The 15563-nt window shown below is 62.9% G+C and carries 20 protein-coding genes; 7 read left to right on the forward strand and 13 right to left on the reverse strand.

The annotated features are described in order from the left end of the window. Positions 1 to 41: 41 nt before the first annotated feature. Positions 42 to 2210 carry a metallophosphoesterase gene (locus RT614_RS19545; protein WP_313623768.1) on the forward strand — a complete coding sequence of 723 codons (2169 nt, stop codon included), beginning with the start codon at positions 42 to 44 and terminating at the stop codon, positions 2208 to 2210. Positions 2211 to 2303: 93 nt separating this feature from the next. On the opposite strand, the gene RT614_RS19550 is transcribed toward RT614_RS19545, so the two are convergent. Next, entirely contained in the window at positions 2304 to 3278 is a 975-nt protein-coding gene (locus RT614_RS19550; protein WP_313623769.1) for a helix-turn-helix domain-containing protein, read from the reverse strand. 160 nt (positions 3279 to 3438) lie between these two features. On the opposite strand from RT614_RS19550, the gene RT614_RS19555 reads away from it, so the two are divergent. The 6 genes from RT614_RS19555 to RT614_RS19580 are packed head-to-tail and all read left to right on the forward strand — an operon-like array spanning position 3439 to position 9139. After that, the gene (locus RT614_RS19555) at positions 3439 to 4332 is read left to right on the forward strand and encodes an alpha/beta hydrolase (protein WP_313623770.1); all 894 of its coding nucleotides are present in this window, start codon (positions 3439 to 3441) and stop codon (positions 4330 to 4332) included. Positions 4333 to 4347: 15 nt separating this feature from the next. Continuing rightward, entirely contained in the window at positions 4348 to 5520 is a 1173-nt protein-coding gene (locus RT614_RS19560; protein WP_313623772.1) for a substrate-binding domain-containing protein, read from the forward strand. 13 nt (positions 5521 to 5533) lie between these two features. Next, positions 5534 to 6304, forward strand: coding sequence for an ABC transporter ATP-binding protein (locus RT614_RS19565; RefSeq protein WP_313623773.1), 771 nt, complete (start codon positions 5534 to 5536; stop codon positions 6302 to 6304). Continuing rightward, positions 6301 to 7053, forward strand: coding sequence for an ABC transporter ATP-binding protein (locus RT614_RS19570; RefSeq protein WP_313623774.1), 753 nt, complete (start codon positions 6301 to 6303; stop codon positions 7051 to 7053). The genes RT614_RS19565 and RT614_RS19570 overlap by 4 nt, the downstream gene beginning before the upstream one ends. Continuing rightward, positions 7050 to 8060: a branched-chain amino acid ABC transporter permease gene (locus RT614_RS19575; protein WP_313623775.1), complete on the forward strand. Its 1011-nt coding sequence runs from the start codon at positions 7050 to 7052 to the stop codon at positions 8058 to 8060. The genes RT614_RS19570 and RT614_RS19575 overlap by 4 nt, the downstream gene beginning before the upstream one ends. A gap of 11 nt (positions 8061 to 8071) precedes the next feature. Next, positions 8072 to 9139: a branched-chain amino acid ABC transporter permease gene (locus RT614_RS19580; protein ID WP_313623776.1), complete on the forward strand. Its 1068-nt coding sequence runs from the start codon at positions 8072 to 8074 to the stop codon at positions 9137 to 9139. Between the two features lie 69 nt (positions 9140 to 9208). Here the strand turns inward: RT614_RS19580 and RT614_RS19585 are convergent, their stop codons facing one another. The 12 genes from RT614_RS19585 to rpsJ all read right to left on the reverse strand — a co-directional run bounded on the left by RT614_RS19585 (position 9209) and on the right by rpsJ (position 15439). Then, positions 9209 to 9871 (reverse strand): hypothetical protein, encoded by a 663-nt coding sequence (locus RT614_RS19585; protein ID WP_313623777.1) that lies wholly within the window; start codon positions 9869 to 9871, stop codon positions 9209 to 9211. An 86-nt stretch (positions 9872 to 9957) separates the two neighbouring features. After that, positions 9958 to 10239 (reverse strand): 30S ribosomal protein S17, encoded by a 282-nt coding sequence (rpsQ, locus tag RT614_RS19590; RefSeq protein ID WP_006216549.1) that lies wholly within the window; start codon positions 10237 to 10239, stop codon positions 9958 to 9960. A 2-nt stretch (positions 10240 to 10241) separates the two neighbouring features. Beyond that, the gene (rpmC, locus tag RT614_RS19595; RefSeq protein ID WP_003806912.1) at positions 10242 to 10433 is read right to left on the reverse strand and encodes a 50S ribosomal protein L29; all 192 of its coding nucleotides are present in this window, start codon (positions 10431 to 10433) and stop codon (positions 10242 to 10244) included. Between the two features lie 11 nt (positions 10434 to 10444). After that, positions 10445 to 10861: a 50S ribosomal protein L16 gene (gene rplP, locus RT614_RS19600; RefSeq protein ID WP_006389610.1), complete on the reverse strand. Its 417-nt coding sequence runs from the start codon at positions 10859 to 10861 to the stop codon at positions 10445 to 10447. A gap of 2 nt (positions 10862 to 10863) precedes the next feature. After that, a complete protein-coding gene (gene rpsC / locus RT614_RS19605) occupies positions 10864 to 11655 on the reverse strand; it encodes a 30S ribosomal protein S3 (protein ID WP_056571007.1) in 792 nt (263 codons plus the stop codon). 9 nt (positions 11656 to 11664) lie between these two features. Next, positions 11665 to 11994, reverse strand: coding sequence for a 50S ribosomal protein L22 (gene rplV, locus RT614_RS19610; protein ID WP_006227021.1), 330 nt, complete (start codon positions 11992 to 11994; stop codon positions 11665 to 11667). A gap of 3 nt (positions 11995 to 11997) precedes the next feature. Then, a complete protein-coding gene (gene rpsS, locus RT614_RS19615; protein WP_006216555.1) occupies positions 11998 to 12273 on the reverse strand; it encodes a 30S ribosomal protein S19 in 276 nt (91 codons plus the stop codon). Between the two features lie 12 nt (positions 12274 to 12285). Beyond that, positions 12286 to 13113 (reverse strand): 50S ribosomal protein L2, encoded by an 828-nt coding sequence (gene rplB / locus RT614_RS19620; protein WP_313623778.1) that lies wholly within the window; start codon positions 13111 to 13113, stop codon positions 12286 to 12288. Continuing rightward, complete coding sequence (gene rplW, locus RT614_RS19625) at positions 13114 to 13410, reverse strand: 50S ribosomal protein L23 (protein ID WP_006216557.1); 297 nt, start codon at positions 13408 to 13410, stop codon at positions 13114 to 13116. It lies immediately after the preceding gene. Further along, complete coding sequence (gene rplD, locus RT614_RS19630) at positions 13407 to 14027, reverse strand: 50S ribosomal protein L4 (protein WP_008168948.1); 621 nt, start codon at positions 14025 to 14027, stop codon at positions 13407 to 13409. The genes rplW and rplD overlap by 4 nt, the downstream gene beginning before the upstream one ends. A gap of 4 nt (positions 14028 to 14031) precedes the next feature. Further along, a complete protein-coding gene (gene rplC / locus RT614_RS19635; RefSeq protein WP_008168945.1) occupies positions 14032 to 14721 on the reverse strand; it encodes a 50S ribosomal protein L3 in 690 nt (229 codons plus the stop codon). A gap of 406 nt (positions 14722 to 15127) precedes the next feature. Further along, complete coding sequence (rpsJ, locus tag RT614_RS19640; protein ID WP_003806903.1) at positions 15128 to 15439, reverse strand: 30S ribosomal protein S10; 312 nt, start codon at positions 15437 to 15439, stop codon at positions 15128 to 15130. Positions 15440 to 15563: the final 124 nt, after the last annotated feature.

The following is a 15563-nucleotide window of genomic DNA, read 5'->3' on the forward strand; positions in this document are numbered from 1 at the left end:
GCGGACTGCCACACCAAAACGTTCCAGGAATTTCCAGCCCGATGAAGCGCCCATCCCGCTACGCCCGAGCCGCCGGCTCGTTGCTGCTGACCGCCCTGCTCGCCGCTTGCGGCGGCGACAAGGACGACGATACGCCCCCGGTGGCCGAAGCGCCGCCCCCGGCCGAAACGCCGGTGGCGCAGCCCGACGCCCCCGTGCAAGTCGCGTTCATGCCCGACATCCACTTCCACGATGTCTACGCCGATTTCCAGGATGGATCGTTCCCCGGAATCCCGAATCCCAAGCACGGCGACAACGCCACCATCCGGACGATGTACGCGCAGCTGACGTCCACGCGCCTCTTCAACGAAAACTACTTCGCCTTTTTGGCCGCCTTGGACGACGCGGCCAAGCGCGGCGTGAAATACATCGCGCTGCCGGGTGACTTCTCGGACGACGGCCAACCCGTGCACATGCGGGGCCTCGTCAAGATCATGGACGAGTACTCCAAGAAGCACGGCATCCAGTTCTTCGCGGCGCCGGGCAACCACGATCCCAACCGCCCGTTCAACCAGGCAGCAGGCAAGAGCGACTACCTGGGGCTGGACCCGGTGACCGGCGCAATCGGTTTTTCCCAGCCGATCTACAGCCGCGGCGGCAACGCCGCCTGCAGCACGGCCTACAGCGGCGATTGGGCGCGGGTGGGCAACACGTATTGCACGGAAGAAGTGCTGCACATGGGCTACGCGGGCATCACCAGCGTCCTGGAGCAGCACGGCTTCATGCCGCAGCCGCAGAACCTGTACTACGAGACCCCGTACAGCACCTACAAGTACGAGGACTATGACCACGCCACGGCGCTGGCCCAGGCCAACTGGACGAACCGCCAGTACGAGATCTGCGCCGAAGGCACGGGCGGCCCGAACAAGCCGCAGAACTACACCCTGTGCAAGATGGTGCCCGACACCTCCTACGTGGTCGAACCCGTCAAGGGCCTGTGGCTGGTGGGCCTGGACGCCAACGTGTACGTGCCGACCGGCCCGGGCGCGAACGACTTCACCGGCTCGGGCGACCAGGGCTACAACAAGATGCTGACGCACAAGAGCCACGTCATCAAATGGCTGGCCGACGTGGTGGCCCGCGGCGAGGCGCAAGGCAAACAGGTCGTCGCCTTCAGCCACTTCCCGATGTCCGAGTTCTTCAACGGGGCGTCCGATGACATCGAGGCGCTGCTGGGCGCCAACAAGATGCAGATGATCCGCCGTCCCGCGGAGAACACCACGCGCGCGCTGGCCGAAACCGGATTGAAGATCCATGTGGGCGGCCATATGCATTTCAACGACATGGCGCTGCGCAACTACGGCGGGGATCATGCGTTGTTCAATATCCAGGCGCCGTCCATGGCCGCCTACGTGCCCGCGTACAAGCTCATGACGCTGCAAAGCGCGGACGAGATCGAAGTTCAGACGGTCCGGCTCGACAAGGTGCCGCGCTTTGATGAACTGTTTGATCTCTACCGAGCCGAAAACGCCTACGACGTGCCCCCGCGTTGGGACGTGTCCATCCTGGACGCCAAGGACTACGGCGATTTCACCTATCGCTACATGAGCGAGCTGGTGCGCCTGCGTCTCTTGAACGACGATTGGCGTTGTGAGATGCGCGAGCTGGTCAAGAGCCCGCTGACAGGCGCCGATCTCCTTGCGCTGTCGCAATTGCGCACGACCGTGACGCTCAAGGAACTGGCCAACACCGGCAATCAGAACAATCTGACGCCCGCGTTCTTCGCGTGCCTGACGGACGGCGGCGGCAGCGGCGCCGCAAACGCCGCCTATGCCGCGGATGCAGCCGAGGCCCAGACCCGCGCGCAGGCGCTGGCCCAGGCCAATGGCATGCAGCTGTCGGATTTCGCACAGTGGACGGCGCTGGAAATGGCGGGCGATTTCGTGCGCCTGGCAAACGCGGGCGACCTGGCGTTTGCCGACATCCCCGCCCAGCGCGCCAGCCAGTACAAGCTGCTGGCCCAGGCGTTGAGCCAGACCAACGCCGCGCTGCAGATGAGCGGCAACAGCGTCAGCAACGCCAACACGCCCGCCGACCTGTTCAAGGCCCGCTTCAAGCCGCTGATGGCGATCATGCTGAAGCTGGCGAACGGCGCCCCCTCGGAGCACATCCGCCTGGACCTGACGACCAACAGCATCGTCAACCTGTCGAACCAGCCTTCGCCGTTCTAGGCCGGATTCGTTCGTCCTGAAAGACCGACGGCCCGCTGACAAGGCGGGCCGTTTTTTATTGGTGGCGTTGTTGTGCCGTGCGGGGCAGCAGGTTCAGGCCGGCGCCGTCCGGCTGCCTGAGCGCAAATCCCGCGGCGTCACGCCAAACCGCTGCTTGAACAGGCGGCTGAAATGCGATGGATGCGAGAACCCGACCTGGTATGCAAGCTCCGCGATGCTGCGGTGACGATGCCGCGAATCCAGCAGCAGGTCGCGGCACTTGTCCAGGCGCTGCTCGAATATGAACGACTCCACGGACAAGCCGCCCGCGCGCAGGATGCGGTGCAGATAGGCCACCGAAACCCCGCAACCCAGCGCCACGTGCGTCGGTGACAAATCAGGATCGGCGAGATGCTGGCGGATGTACGCAAGGACGCGCGCCCGATGCGCCACCGTGACACTGCTGTCGGCTTCCGAAACCTGCCCCTGTCCCGGTTGCACCAGGAACAGGACGATGAGGTCGATGAGCCGCTCGCCCAGTTCTGCCGCCTCGGCGTCGGACCAGGCATCCATTCCCTTGAAGAGATGGTCCATGTATCCGGCCAGCAGCGCGCCGCGCGGCGACCCGTCGTCGGTGCGCAGCTTGTAGAAGGCGCCGATGCGGGAATCCCGTTGCGACAACGCGCTGCGCGGAAACGATACGCTCAGGCTGCGATACCCCGACGCGCCTTGTGCCGTGGCCTGGTACGGCAGGCTCTGGTTCATCAGGTACACGCAACCCGGTTCGACCTGAAATTCGCGCCCCTGCTGGCGCACCGCCAGCGGGCCCGCCAGAGGCAGGCCGAACGTGTAGAACTCCTGGTCCAGCCTGGACACGTTGCCCGCGGTGCGTTCAAGCCGCTGGCCCTGATAGTGCAAGTCGTTGAATTGAAGGGTGGCGCGGCGCGCATAGCGCACGTGTCCCGAGAAACTGCCAGGCTTTCCGCCATGCACCTCGAACGGCCCGAAGGCATCCGACAGGGCCGCGCGCCATTGATCGCGCCGGTCGGCGCCGGCGCTGGCCGAAATGGCGAATTCCGTATCGGGCATGGCACGGTCTCCTGGTGCACGGGGTGCGCAAATTGATCTTGCGTCTACATATTCTTGACTCACCCTGCTCTGGGGCAGGCGGCGCATTGTGGGCGCGCCTGCCGCAAGTCTATATTCAGCCCGATAAGCACACAACCTGGACAACCCGGGAGGAGACCCCATGGCACAGTCCAGCCAGACGGCCGCGCGCCACGCGCCGGCATCGCGCTATCTGCGTTGCGCAGGACGCGAACTGCACTACACCGAATGGGGCGCTGCCGACGCGCCCCCCGTCATCATGTGGCATGGCCTGGCCCGGACCGGCCGCGACTTCGACGACCTGGCGCTGGCGTTGGCCGGCGACTACCGCATCATCTGTCCCGATACCGTCGGACGGGGCCTGTCCCAATGGAGCCCCGACCCGGTCGCCGAATACCGGCTGGACTTCTACGCCACGCTGGCGCGCACCCTGCTTGATGGGCTTTCGCTGCAGCGCGTGCGGTGGGTAGGCACGTCCATGGGCGGCGCAACCGGCATGCACGCTGCCGCGACCACGCTGCGCGACCGCATCTCGCATCTCGTCGTCAATGACATCGGGCCCGAACTGCCCAAACCCGCCATTGAGCGCATCCTGGCCTATGCGGGCAATCCTCCGGCCTTCAACACGGTGACGGAACTGGAGGCCTGGCTGCGCGTGGCCTACAAACCCTATGGCTGGCAGAGCGACGAGCAATGGCGCCGCATGGCCGAAACCTCCATGCGCCGCTTGCCGGACGGCCGGGTCACCACCCATTACGACCCGGCCATCGTTAGCCAGTTCACCCATCACCCCGGCGACTACGACCGATGGACCGGGTACGACTCGCTGCGCATGCCGGTACTGCTTTTGCGCGGCGCGGAGTCGGATCTGCTCTTGCCCGAAGTCGCTCACGCCATGACGGAACGCGGGCCTCGCGCCGAACGCATAGATTTCCCCGATTGCGGCCACGCCCCTGCCCTGAATGTTCCCAGCCAGATCGAGGCAATCCGTCTTTTCCTAGCCCGGCCGGACAGCATGGCCCGAAGCACCCCCTGACACCTGGAGACTTTCATGAAACGCATTCTGCTCGCCGCAATGGCCAGCCTGTGCATGAGTTCGGCGATGGCCGCGAAGGACTTCGTCGTGGCGCACGTGTACGACAAGACCGGGCCGCTCGAGGCCTATGCCAAACAGACCCAGAACGGGCTGATGCTGGGCCTGGAATACGCAACCCAGGGCACCATGACGGTGGCCGGGCGCAAGATCCGCGTCATCGAAAAGGACAACCAGGGCAAGCCCGACGTCGCTCGGGCCCAATTGGCGTCCGCCTATGCCGACGACAACGCGGACATCGCCGTCGGCCCCACGTCGTCGGGCGTGGCGCTAGCCATGCTGCCAATCGCGGAGGAATACGAGAAGATCCTGCTGGTGGAACCCGCCGTTGCGGATTCCATCACGGGCGACAAGTGGAACAAGTACATTTTCCGCACGGGCCGCAATTCCTCGCAGGACGCCATCGCGAACGCCGTCGCGTTCGATCAGGCCGGCACATCGATCGCCATGCTGGCGCAGGACTACGCCTTTGGTCGCGACGGCGTCAAGGCGTTCAAGGGCGCGCTGAAGAACGCCAAGATCGTGCACGAGGAATACCTTCCCGCGAACGCCACGGACTTCACCGCCGGCGCGCAGCGCCTGTTTGACGCGCTGAAGGACAAGCCTGGCCGCAAGATCATTTTCATCCTCTGGGCCGGCGCGGGAAATCCGTTCAAGATCGCCGACCTGGATCCGAAGCGATACGGCATCGAGATCGCCACGGGCGGCAACACGCTCTCCGCCATGACGCCGCTGAAGTCGCTGGCCGGCATGGAAGGCGCCACGTATTACTACTACGGCATCCCGAAGAATCCCGTCAACGACTGGCTCGTCGCTGAGCACCAGAAGCGCTTCGGCCAGCCGCCGGACTTTTTCACCGCGGGCGGCATGGCGTCGGGCATTGCGATCGTCGCCGCCTTGAACAAGACGGGCGGAGATTCCGACACCGACAAGCTGATCAAGGCCATGGAGGGCATGAGCTTCGACACGCCGAAGGGCAAGATGACTTTCCGTCCCGAGGACCATCAGGCGATGCAGTCGATGTACCACTTCCGCATCAAGAACGATCCCTCCGTGCCATGGGCGGTGCAGGACCTGGTCAAGGAAATCACGCCTGACCAGATGGCCGTTCCGATCCAGAACAAGCGTTGATCCGGCGCCGCAAATGCTGGAAACCCAATCGCTCACGGTCCGTTTCGGCGGACACGTGGCCGTCAACGATGTCAGTTGCGCCTACGCGCCTGGCAGCCTGACGGCCATCGTCGGCCCGAACGGCGCTGGCAAGACGACCTACTTCAATCTCATCTCCGGTCAACTGCGCGCCAGCGCCGGCACGGTGCGCCTGAACGGGAAGGACCTGACCTCGCTCGCCGCGCCGGCCCGCATGCATGCGGGTCTGGGGCGCGCGTTTCAGCTGACGCAGCTGTTCCCGCGCCTGAGCGTGCATGAAAACGTGCGGCTTGCCCTGCAGTCGCGCCAGCACGGGATGAGCTGGCGGCAGATCTGCTTCTGGCGCACGTGGAACGATGATCGCGGACTCATGGAGCGTGCCGACGCCCTGCTCGAGCGCACCCGGCTGTCGGCTCGCCGCGATCAGGCGGCCGCGGACCTGCCGCATGGAGACCAGCGCAAGCTGGAAATCGCCATGCTTATCGGACTGGAACCGAAGGTGTTCATGTTCGACGAACCCACCGCCGGCATGAGCGTGGACGATGTTCCCGTCGTCCTGGACCTGATCCGCGAACTCAAGCGCGATGCCTCTAAAACGATACTGCTGGTCGAGCACAAGATGGATGTGGTGCGGGAGCTCGCAGACCGTATCGTCGTGCTGCACAACGGTCAATTGATGGCGGACGGAGACCCTGCCACCGTGATCGCATCCCCCATCGTCCAGCAGGCCTATCTGGGCGTGAGTCCTTCGGAGAAGGCTGCATGACGACGCCCCCGCTTCTGGAGCTGAAGGACGTGCATACGCATATCGGCGCGTATCACATCCTGCACGGCGTGAGCCTCTGCGTGCCGCCCGCGGCCGTCACCATGTTGCTTGGCCGGAATGGCGCCGGCAAGACCACCACGCTGCGCACGATCATGGGACTGTGGCGCGCCACGCAGGGCCAGGTGAACTTTAACGGCGCACCGATCGGCGGCCCTGGCGCGCGCACGTCGCCCCCTGACATGGCGCGCATGGGCATGGCCTACGTTCCCGAGAACATGGGGATCTTCGGCGACCTTTCCGTGAAGGAGAACATCCTTCTCGCCGCGCGGAGCGCCAAAAACGCAAGTCATCTCGACACCGCGAGGCTGGAATGGATCTTCGGCTTCTTCCCAGCGCTCAAGAAGTTCTGGCTGCATCCTGCGGGCAAGCTGTCGGGCGGACAGAAGCAGATGCTGGCGATGGCGCGCGCGATCATCGAGCCGCGCCGCCTTCTGCTGGTGGACGAACCCAGCAAGGGCCTGGCGCCGGCCATCATTCAGAACATGATCGACGCCTTCATCGAACTCAAGCAATCCGGCACGACCATCCTGCTGGTCGAGCAGAATTTCAACTTCGCCCGCCGCGTCGGCGATCACGCGGCGGTCATGGACAACGGCACGGTCGTCCACGCCGGCGCCATGGCATCACTGGCCGAGGACGAAGCGCTTCAGACGCGGCTGCTGGGCCTGTCACTGGGAAGTCACCAATGAGCACGCTAGACCTGGACGCTCCGCTGCCGCGGGCGCGCGCCGACCTCATGCCCGCACTGCTTGTCGTGGCGCTGGCCGCCATTGCTATTCCGATGGTCGGGTCGTTCTCCACCTGGGTCACGTTGACCTTCGCCGGCCTGGCGATGGGCATGATCATCTTCATCGTCGCATCGGGAATGACGCTCGTCTTCGGTCTGATGGATGTGCTGAACTTCGGGCACGGATTGTTCATTGCAATTGGCGCGTACATGGCGGCAACCGTCCTTGGCGCCATGGCGGACTGGACGCAATCCGGCAGTTTCCTGACCAACCTTGTCGCGGTGCTGCCCGCCATGATCGTTGGCATGCTGGTCGCGGGCGCGGTGGGCCTGGCGTTCGAGCGCGTAATCGTTCGGCCTGTCTATGGCCAGCATCTGAAGCAGATCCTCATCACGATGGGCGGCATGATCATCGGCGAAGAGATCATCAAGATGATGTGGGGTCCGCAGACAATCACGCTGGCGCTGCCGGAGTCGCTGCGCGGCGCGTTCCTGTTGGGCGATGCCGCGATCGAAAAGTACCGCGTCGTGGCCCTGGTGGTGGGCCTGGTGGTGCTGGGCGGCATGCTGTGGGTGTTGAACCGGACAAAGCTGGGCTTGCTGATTCGCGCCGGGGTGGAAGATCGCGAGATGGTCGAAAGCCTGGGATACCGGATTCGCCATCTGTTTGTCGGCGTGTTCGTCGCCGGGTCGATGCTGGCGGGACTGGGCGGCGTGTTGTGGGGGATGTATCAGCAGTCGATCGTGCCGCAGCTTGGCGCGCAGGTGAACGTGCTGATCTTCATCGTCATCATGATCGGTGGCCTGGGTTCCACAGTGGGTTGCCTCATCGGCGCCCTGCTGGTCGGGTTGATGGCGAACTACACGGGCTTCCTGATGCCCAAGGCCGCCCTCTTCTCCAACATCGCGCTGATGGTGGCCATTTTGCTGTGGCGCCCGCAGGGCGTATATCCGGTCACGAACCGCTAGGAGCCGCCGACATGACGTTCCGCCTCCTTTCCGGCGACCCTCCCCGCAGTGCGATGCTGTCCGTGCTGCTTGTCCTGATCGTGGCCGCGCTGGCTGCGGCGCCCTTTGTTTTTCCAGGTCCGAAATCGTTGGCCGTGGCCGCAAAGATCCTGGTCTTCGTGATCCTGGTCGCCAGCTATGACCTGCTGTTGGGATACACCGGCATCGTAAGCTTCGCCCACACGATGTTCTTCGGGATAGGCGCTTACGGCGTGGCGATCGCCAGCGTGCGAATGGAGCCGGGTTGGACTGCGGTGTTCGCCGGGGTCGCCGGCGGGCTCGTGGTTTCCCTGGCGTTCGCCCTGCTGATCGGCCTGGCCAGCCTGCGCGTGCGCGCCATCTTCTACGCGATGATCACACTGGCGGTGGCGGCCGCCTTCCAGACGCTGGTGTCGCAGCTGTCGGATTTGACGGGCGGCGAAGACGGCTTGAATTTCAAAGTGCCTCAGATGCTGCGGCCAGCGTTCCGGCCCTTCTCCGAGCCCATCTTCGGTGTCACGGTCGACGGCCGGATCATTACGTACTACCTGATTGCAGCGATCAGCGTAGTGCTGTTCCTGATCCTGCTGCGCATCGTGAACTCGCCGTTCGGGCGAGTGCTGCAGGCGATTCGCGAGAATCCGTTCCGCGCCGAAGCGATCGGCTATCGCACCGTGCTGTACCGCAGCCTGTCGAACCTGCTTGCGGCCGCCTTCGCGACGCTGGCCGGCGCGCTGTACGCGTTATGGCTGCGCTACAACGGGCCCGACACCACCCTGTCGTTCGAGATCATGCTAAACATCCTGTTGATGGTGGTGATCGGCGGCATGGGCACGATGTATGGCGCCGTCGTGGGCGCCAGCCTGTTCGTGTTCGCGCAAAGCTATCTGCAGGACGGGCTGCATGCGGTGCACGAAGTCGTGTCGGGCGTGGCGCCGTGGGGGCTGCTGTTCGAACCGGACCGCTGGCTGTTGTGGCTGGGGATTCTGTTCGTGCTGTCGGTGTACTACTTTCCCACCGGCATTGCCGGCCGCCTGCGCGAGTTTGCCAGGCGAGCATAAGACTTCAAGCTTCCGGACGGGATCAGGCATCCCGTTGCCGGGCTTCCATGTCCAGGGCCGCTTCCTTTGCTAGCGGCCGCTTTGTCTCAACGTATCCGCATCGCGTCTAAGCGCGTTGACCCGCCGCTGCATGTCGTCAACGCTGCGTCGTGATGCGCTGCCTGCGCGATCCAGCTCGGATCCCGAGGGAGTGGGCGCCAGGCGCGGCATATTCATGGGCGCGCCCGGGTTCAACGGAATCATGGCGGGCGGGTTGGGATCCGCCGCTGGCGGCCCTGCATTCAGCACACGCTCCAGGACCTTGAGCTGGTCTCGTTGCGCCTGCAACGCACGCTCCTGGTCCAGAAGCGCTTGCTCGTCTTCGTTATCGGTGCCGAAGATGGCTGCGTGATCGCGCGACAGACCGTCCAGCTGCACCCGCGGATCCGGGCCGGCGTTCAGCACGGCACGGCCTATTGCCGCCGGATCAGATGCCGGTTGCACCTGCGGGGGCCGCGCGGCCGAGGGGGTTGACGCCTTGCCCCCGCCGAGTGGCGCCGCGGTCTCCGCGCTTGTTGCGTTTGCCGCGTTCCTCGCGTTCACTGCGTTCGTCGCGTTCGTCGTGGAGGGTGGCGCAGGAGAAAGCCCGCTTTGTGCCAACGCAGCCCCACTGGCCATCGCGGCACAGCCGGCCGCCAGCGCGGCAACATGGGCCATTTTGGTGACGCGGTGCATGCTCTTCAGGAATTCCAAGATTCGACTCAAAAAAAAACGGCAAGGGATTCAACCCTTGCCGTTTTATATCAGAACGGAGAACCGTTCCGATGTGCTGCTTTCACTTAGATGATACGTGCGGCTTCAACCAGACGCACCACGCGCCACGACTTCGAGCGCGAGATGGGACGGCCTTCAGCGATTTCAACCGTATCGCCTTCGTTGTACTGGTTCGATTCGTCGTGCGCCTTGTACTTCGCGGAGCGCATGATGATCTTGCCGAAGATGGGGTGCTTGACGCGGCGTTCAACCAGAACCACGACAGTCTTGTCCATCTTGTTGCTGACGACCTTGCCAACCAGCGTACGCTGGCGCTTGGCCACTTGGGTGTTTTGAGTTTCGCTCATCTTTATTTCCCTGCCTTCTCGGTCAGCAAGGTGCGAACGCGAGCGATGTCGCGACGCACGTTGCGCAGCTGGCTGGTGTTGGCCAGTTGCTGCGTGGCCTTCTGCATGCGCAGACCGAATTGTGCCTTCAGCAGGCTTTCGAGCTCTTTGCCGAGCTCGGCGGCATCTTTCGAACGGAGTTCGCTAGCTTTCATGTTAGTACTCCTTAAGCACCGATATGACGCGCGACGAACGTGGTCGAAATCGGCAGCTTGGCAGCGGCCAGGCGGAAAGCTTCACGCGCGAGCTCTTCGCTAACCCCTTCCATTTCGTAGAGCACCTTGCCGGGCTGAATTTCAGCAACCCAGTACTCCGGGTTGCCCTTACCGTTACCCATACGGACTTCGGCAGGCTTCTGCGAGATGGGCTTATCCGGGAAAATGCGAATCCAGATACGACCGCCACGCTTGATGTGACGATTGATGGCGCGACGAGCAGCTTCGATCTGACGTGCGGTCAGACGGCCACGGCCCGTGGCCTTCAGGCCGAACTCGCCGAACGACACGTGGGTGCCACGAGTCGCCAGACCGGTGTTGCGGCCCTTCTGCTCTTTGCGATACTTTCTGCGAGAGGGTTGCAGCATGGTTATTCTCCTTCAGGCGCCGGAGCAGCATCCGCCTTGCGGGGAGCGCGGCCACGACCACCCGGACGACCGGTGCGAGCACCATCCGGACGATCACCACGCGGAGCGCGGCGCGGACGACGTTCTTCTTCACGCGGGGCTGCGGTTTCCGGCGGCAATTCGCCGTTGGCCAGCATGTCGCCCTTGTAGACCCAGACCTTGATGCCGATCACGCCATACGTGGTGTGGGCTTCGGAGGTGCCGTAGTCGATGTTGGCCTTGAGGGTGTGCAGCGGCACACGGCCTTCGCGATACCACTCGGTGCGAGCAATTTCGATACCGTTCAGACGGCCCGAGCTCATGATCTTGATGCCTTGGGCACCCAGACGCATGGCGTTCTGCATCGCGCGCTTCATGGCGCGACGGAACATGATGCGCTTCTCGAGCTGTTGCGAGATCGAGTCGGCGATCAGTTGAGCATCGGTTTCCGGCTTGCGGATTTCTTCGATGTTGACGTGCACCGGCACGCCCATCAGGCGCTGCAGATCAGCCTTCAGGCTTTCGATGTCTTCGCCGCGCTTGCCGATCACCACGCCCGGACGAGCCGAGTAAACGGTGATGCGCGCATTCTTGGCGGGACGCTCGATGATCACGCGACCAACGGAGGCGCTCTTGAGCTTCTTCTTCAGGTACTCGCGAACGCGAATGTCTTCGGCCAGCATCGTGCCGAAGGCCTTGTCGTCGGCGAACCAACGCGAGGACCAATTACGGGTGACCGCGAGACGGAACCCAGTGGGGTGAATTTTCTGACCCATCGTGACTCCTTAAGCTCCGACCTTGACCGTGATGTGGCAGGTCTGCTTCTCGATACGGTTGCCGCGGCCCTTGGCGCGAGCGGAGAAGCGCTTCATCGACTGAGCCTTGTCCACAAAAATCGTGGTGACTTTCAGTTCGTCGATATCGGCGCCGTCGTTATGCTCGGCGTTGGCGATGGCGGACTCGACAGCCTTCTTCAGGATGACGGCAGCCTTCTTCGGCGAGAAGGTGAGGATCTCGAGCGCACGGCCGACCTTCTGGCCGCGGATCAGGTCCGCAACCAAACGGGTCTTCTGTGCGGAGATGTGAACCCCACGGATAATGGCAGTAGTTTCCATCGCTTACCTCTTCGCCTTCTTGTCCGCGGCGTGACCCTTGAACGTACGGGTCAGCGCGAACTCGCCCAGCTTGTGACCGACCATGTTCTCGTTGATATAAACGGGAACATGCTGCTTGCCGTTGTGCACAGCGATCGTCAGACCGATGAACTCGGGCAGGATCGTGGAACGACGCGACCAGGTCTTGATCGGCTTCTTGTCTTTGCCCGCAACGGCCGTGTCCACCTTTTTGATCAGGTGAGCATCGACAAACGGGCCTTTCTTGATCGAACGTGACATAGTGTTCGCCTCTTACTTGCGCTTGCGCCGTTGGACGATCATATTGTTCGTCCGCTTGTTGCGACGGGTCTTGAAACCCTTCGACGGAGTGCCCCACGGGCTGACCGGCTCGCGTGCTTCACCGGTACGGCCTTCACCGCCACCGTGCGGGTGATCCACCGGGTTCATGGCGACGCCACGAACCGTCGGGCGGACACCGCGCCAACGCATTGCACCGGCCTTGCCGATTTGGCGCAGGCTGTGTTCTTCGTTACCGACTTCACCGATGGTGGCACGGCATTCGATGTGCACACGGCGGACTTCACCCGAGCGCAGACGCACCTGAGCGTAGATGCCTTCGCGAGCCAGCAGGACGGCGGAAGCGCCGGCCGAGCGGACCATCTGGGCACCCTTGCCGGGCAGCATTTCGACGCAGTGAATCGTCGTACCCACCGGGATGTTGCGGATCGGCAGCGTGTTGCCGGCGCGGATCGGAGCATCGGTGCCCGACAGCAGGGTCGAACCGACTTCCAGGCCACGGGGAGCGATGATGTAACGACGTTCGCCGTCGGCGTAGCACAGCAGAGCGATGTGCGCCGTACGGTTGGGGTCATATTCCAGACGCTCGACCTTTGCCGGGATGCCATCCTTGTCGCGACGGAAGTCGACGACGCGGTAGTGCTGCTTGTGACCACCGCCACGGTGGCGGATCGTGATGTGACCGTTGTTGTTACGGCCAGAACCACGGGTCTTCTTTTCGAGCAGCGGCGCGTAGGGCTCACCCTTGTGCAGGTTCGGGCTGACAACCTTCACCATGCCACGGCGGCCAGCCGAAGTCGGCTTAACTTTTACGAGGGCCATTTACTTCACCTCCGCAAAGTCGATTTCCTGGCCGTCCTTGAGCGACACGTAAGCCTTGCGCTCATTACGGCGACGGCCAACGAATCGGCCAAAGCGCTTGACTTTGCCCTTACGGTTGAGGACCTGCACGGACTCGACCTGCACCTTGAAGAGCAGTTCGACGGCAGCCTTGATTTCCGGCTTGGTAGCGTCAGCCACGACACGGAAAGCGACTTGCTGATTCTTCTCAGCGACGAACGTGGCCTTTTCGGTCACGATCGGAGCCAGAATGACTTGCATCAAGCGTTCAGCGTTCATCCCAGCATCTCCTCGAGTTGAGCGATGGCCGGCTTGGTGATCAGCACTTTCTTGTAGTGGACCAGCGACAACGGATCGGCATAACGGGGCTCGACAACGGCAACGTGCGGCAGGTTGCGGGTGGCGAGGTAAACATTTTCATCAACGCTGTCGGTGATGATCAGGACCGAATCCAGGCCCAGGCTCTTCAGCTTGGCAGCTGCAGCCTTGGTCTTGGGCGATTCCAGATCAAACGATTCGACGACGGCGATGCGGTCTTCACGAGCCAGTTGCGACAGGATCGAGCGGATCCCGGCGCGGTACATCTTCTTGTTGACCTTCTGGCTGAAGTTCTCTTCGGGCGAGTTCGGGAAAGTCCGACCACCCCCACGCCACAGCGGCGACGAAGTCATACCGGCGCGAGCGCGGCCGGTACCCTTTTGGCGCCAGGGCTTCTTGGTGGAGTGCTTGACTTCCGTACGGTCCTTCTGAGCACGATTGCCGGAGCGCGCGTTGGCTTGGAAAGCCACGACGATCTGGTGAATCAGCGCTTCGTTGAAGTCACGGCCGAAGATCGTGTCCGGGGCGCTGAACGTAGCAGCGGCCTGGCCTTGGTCGTTCAGGAGCTTGAGATCCATTTACTTACGCTCCCTTCTTGGCCGGGGCCTTGATGGCCGGGCGCACAACGATGTCGGCGCCAGCGTGGCCGGGGACAGCGCCCTTGACCAGCAGCAGGCCGCGCTCAACGTCAACGCGAACGACGTCGAGGTTTTGAACGGTGCGGGTGACGTCACCCAGGTGACCAGCCATGCGCTTACCCGGGAAAATACGACCCGGATCTTGTGCCTGACCAATCGAGCCGGGAACGCGGTGCGAACGGGAGTTACCGTGCGACGCGCGCTGCGAACCGAAGTTGTGACGCTTGATGGTACCGGCGAAGCCTTTACCAATGGTCGTGCCCGTGACGTCGACCTGTTGGCCGGCTTCGAACACGGATTCCACGGCGATCACGGAACCGGCCGCAAATTCAGCGGCGCGAGCGGGATCAAGGCGGAATTCTTTGAGGATGCTACCGGCTTCAGCGCCGGCTTTGGCGTAGTGGCCCGTTTGCGGCTGAGCCACACGCGAGGCACGACGAGTGCCATAAGCCACCTGGATAGCGGCGTAGCCGTCGGTTTCCAGCGACTTAACTTGGGTCACGCGGTTGTTGGACACGTCCAGCACGGTCACCGGGATGGATTCACCTTCCTCGGTAAAAATGCGGGTCATGCCGACCTTGCGACCCACCAGCCCCAGCCGGTGAGCGGCGGGCGTGGGTGTCGAATTCGACATCGTTTTCTCCATTCCCGACTGCGATTGGTCGGGGCTAATCAGGCAAAAGGTAACGGCCTTTGCCCTACGACTATGTTCAACCTGGACTTGGCGGATATGCCCAAACTTCGGGAATGTTCCGGGCCTTGCCCATAGTTAGACTTGCCACAAAATGGCAAGCTTCGCATATTAGCATGTTTTTTCTTGTGGGCACAAGCACTTAGCCGATTTGGGCCGTGCCGTCAGGGGCATTCTTGCGACACTTTCCGGGCGTTTGAAAACCCGACGTCACCAGGCGGACCGTGGATCGAAAGTGAGCGCATGCTCACGTCGAAGTCACGCCATAAACAAAATGGCCGCAGTCCCGGGGGAGTGCGGCCATTCTTTGGCGAACCTGCCGGCGAAGGTAGCAGGTTCGATGCGCTTATTACTGCAGCGCGATTTCGACGTCGACGCCGGCCGGCAGGTCCAGACGCATCAGGGCGTCAACGGTCTTGTCGGTGGGATCAACGATGTCCATCAGGCGCTGATGGGTACGGATTTCGAACTGGTCACGCGACGTCTTGTTGACGTGCGGCGAACGCAGAACGTCATAGCGACGGATACGCGTGGGCAGCGGCACCGGGCCGCGGACAACGGCGCCAGTGCGCTTGGCGGTGTCGACGATTTCAGCGGCCGATTGATCGATCAGCTTGTAATCGAAGGCTTTCAAGCGGATGCGGATCTTTTGGTTTTTCATGGCGTTTCCTAAAGAACGAGATGCGAGGGCGGGATCACGCCCTCGCTGGTTGGGTGCTACAGATCCGAATTACTTCAGGATCTTGGCGACGACGCCGGCGCCGACGGTACGACCGCCTTCACGG

This window comes from Achromobacter sp. (assembly GCF_032102605.1).
GTDB lineage: Bacteria > Pseudomonadota > Gammaproteobacteria > Burkholderiales > Burkholderiaceae_B > Achromobacter.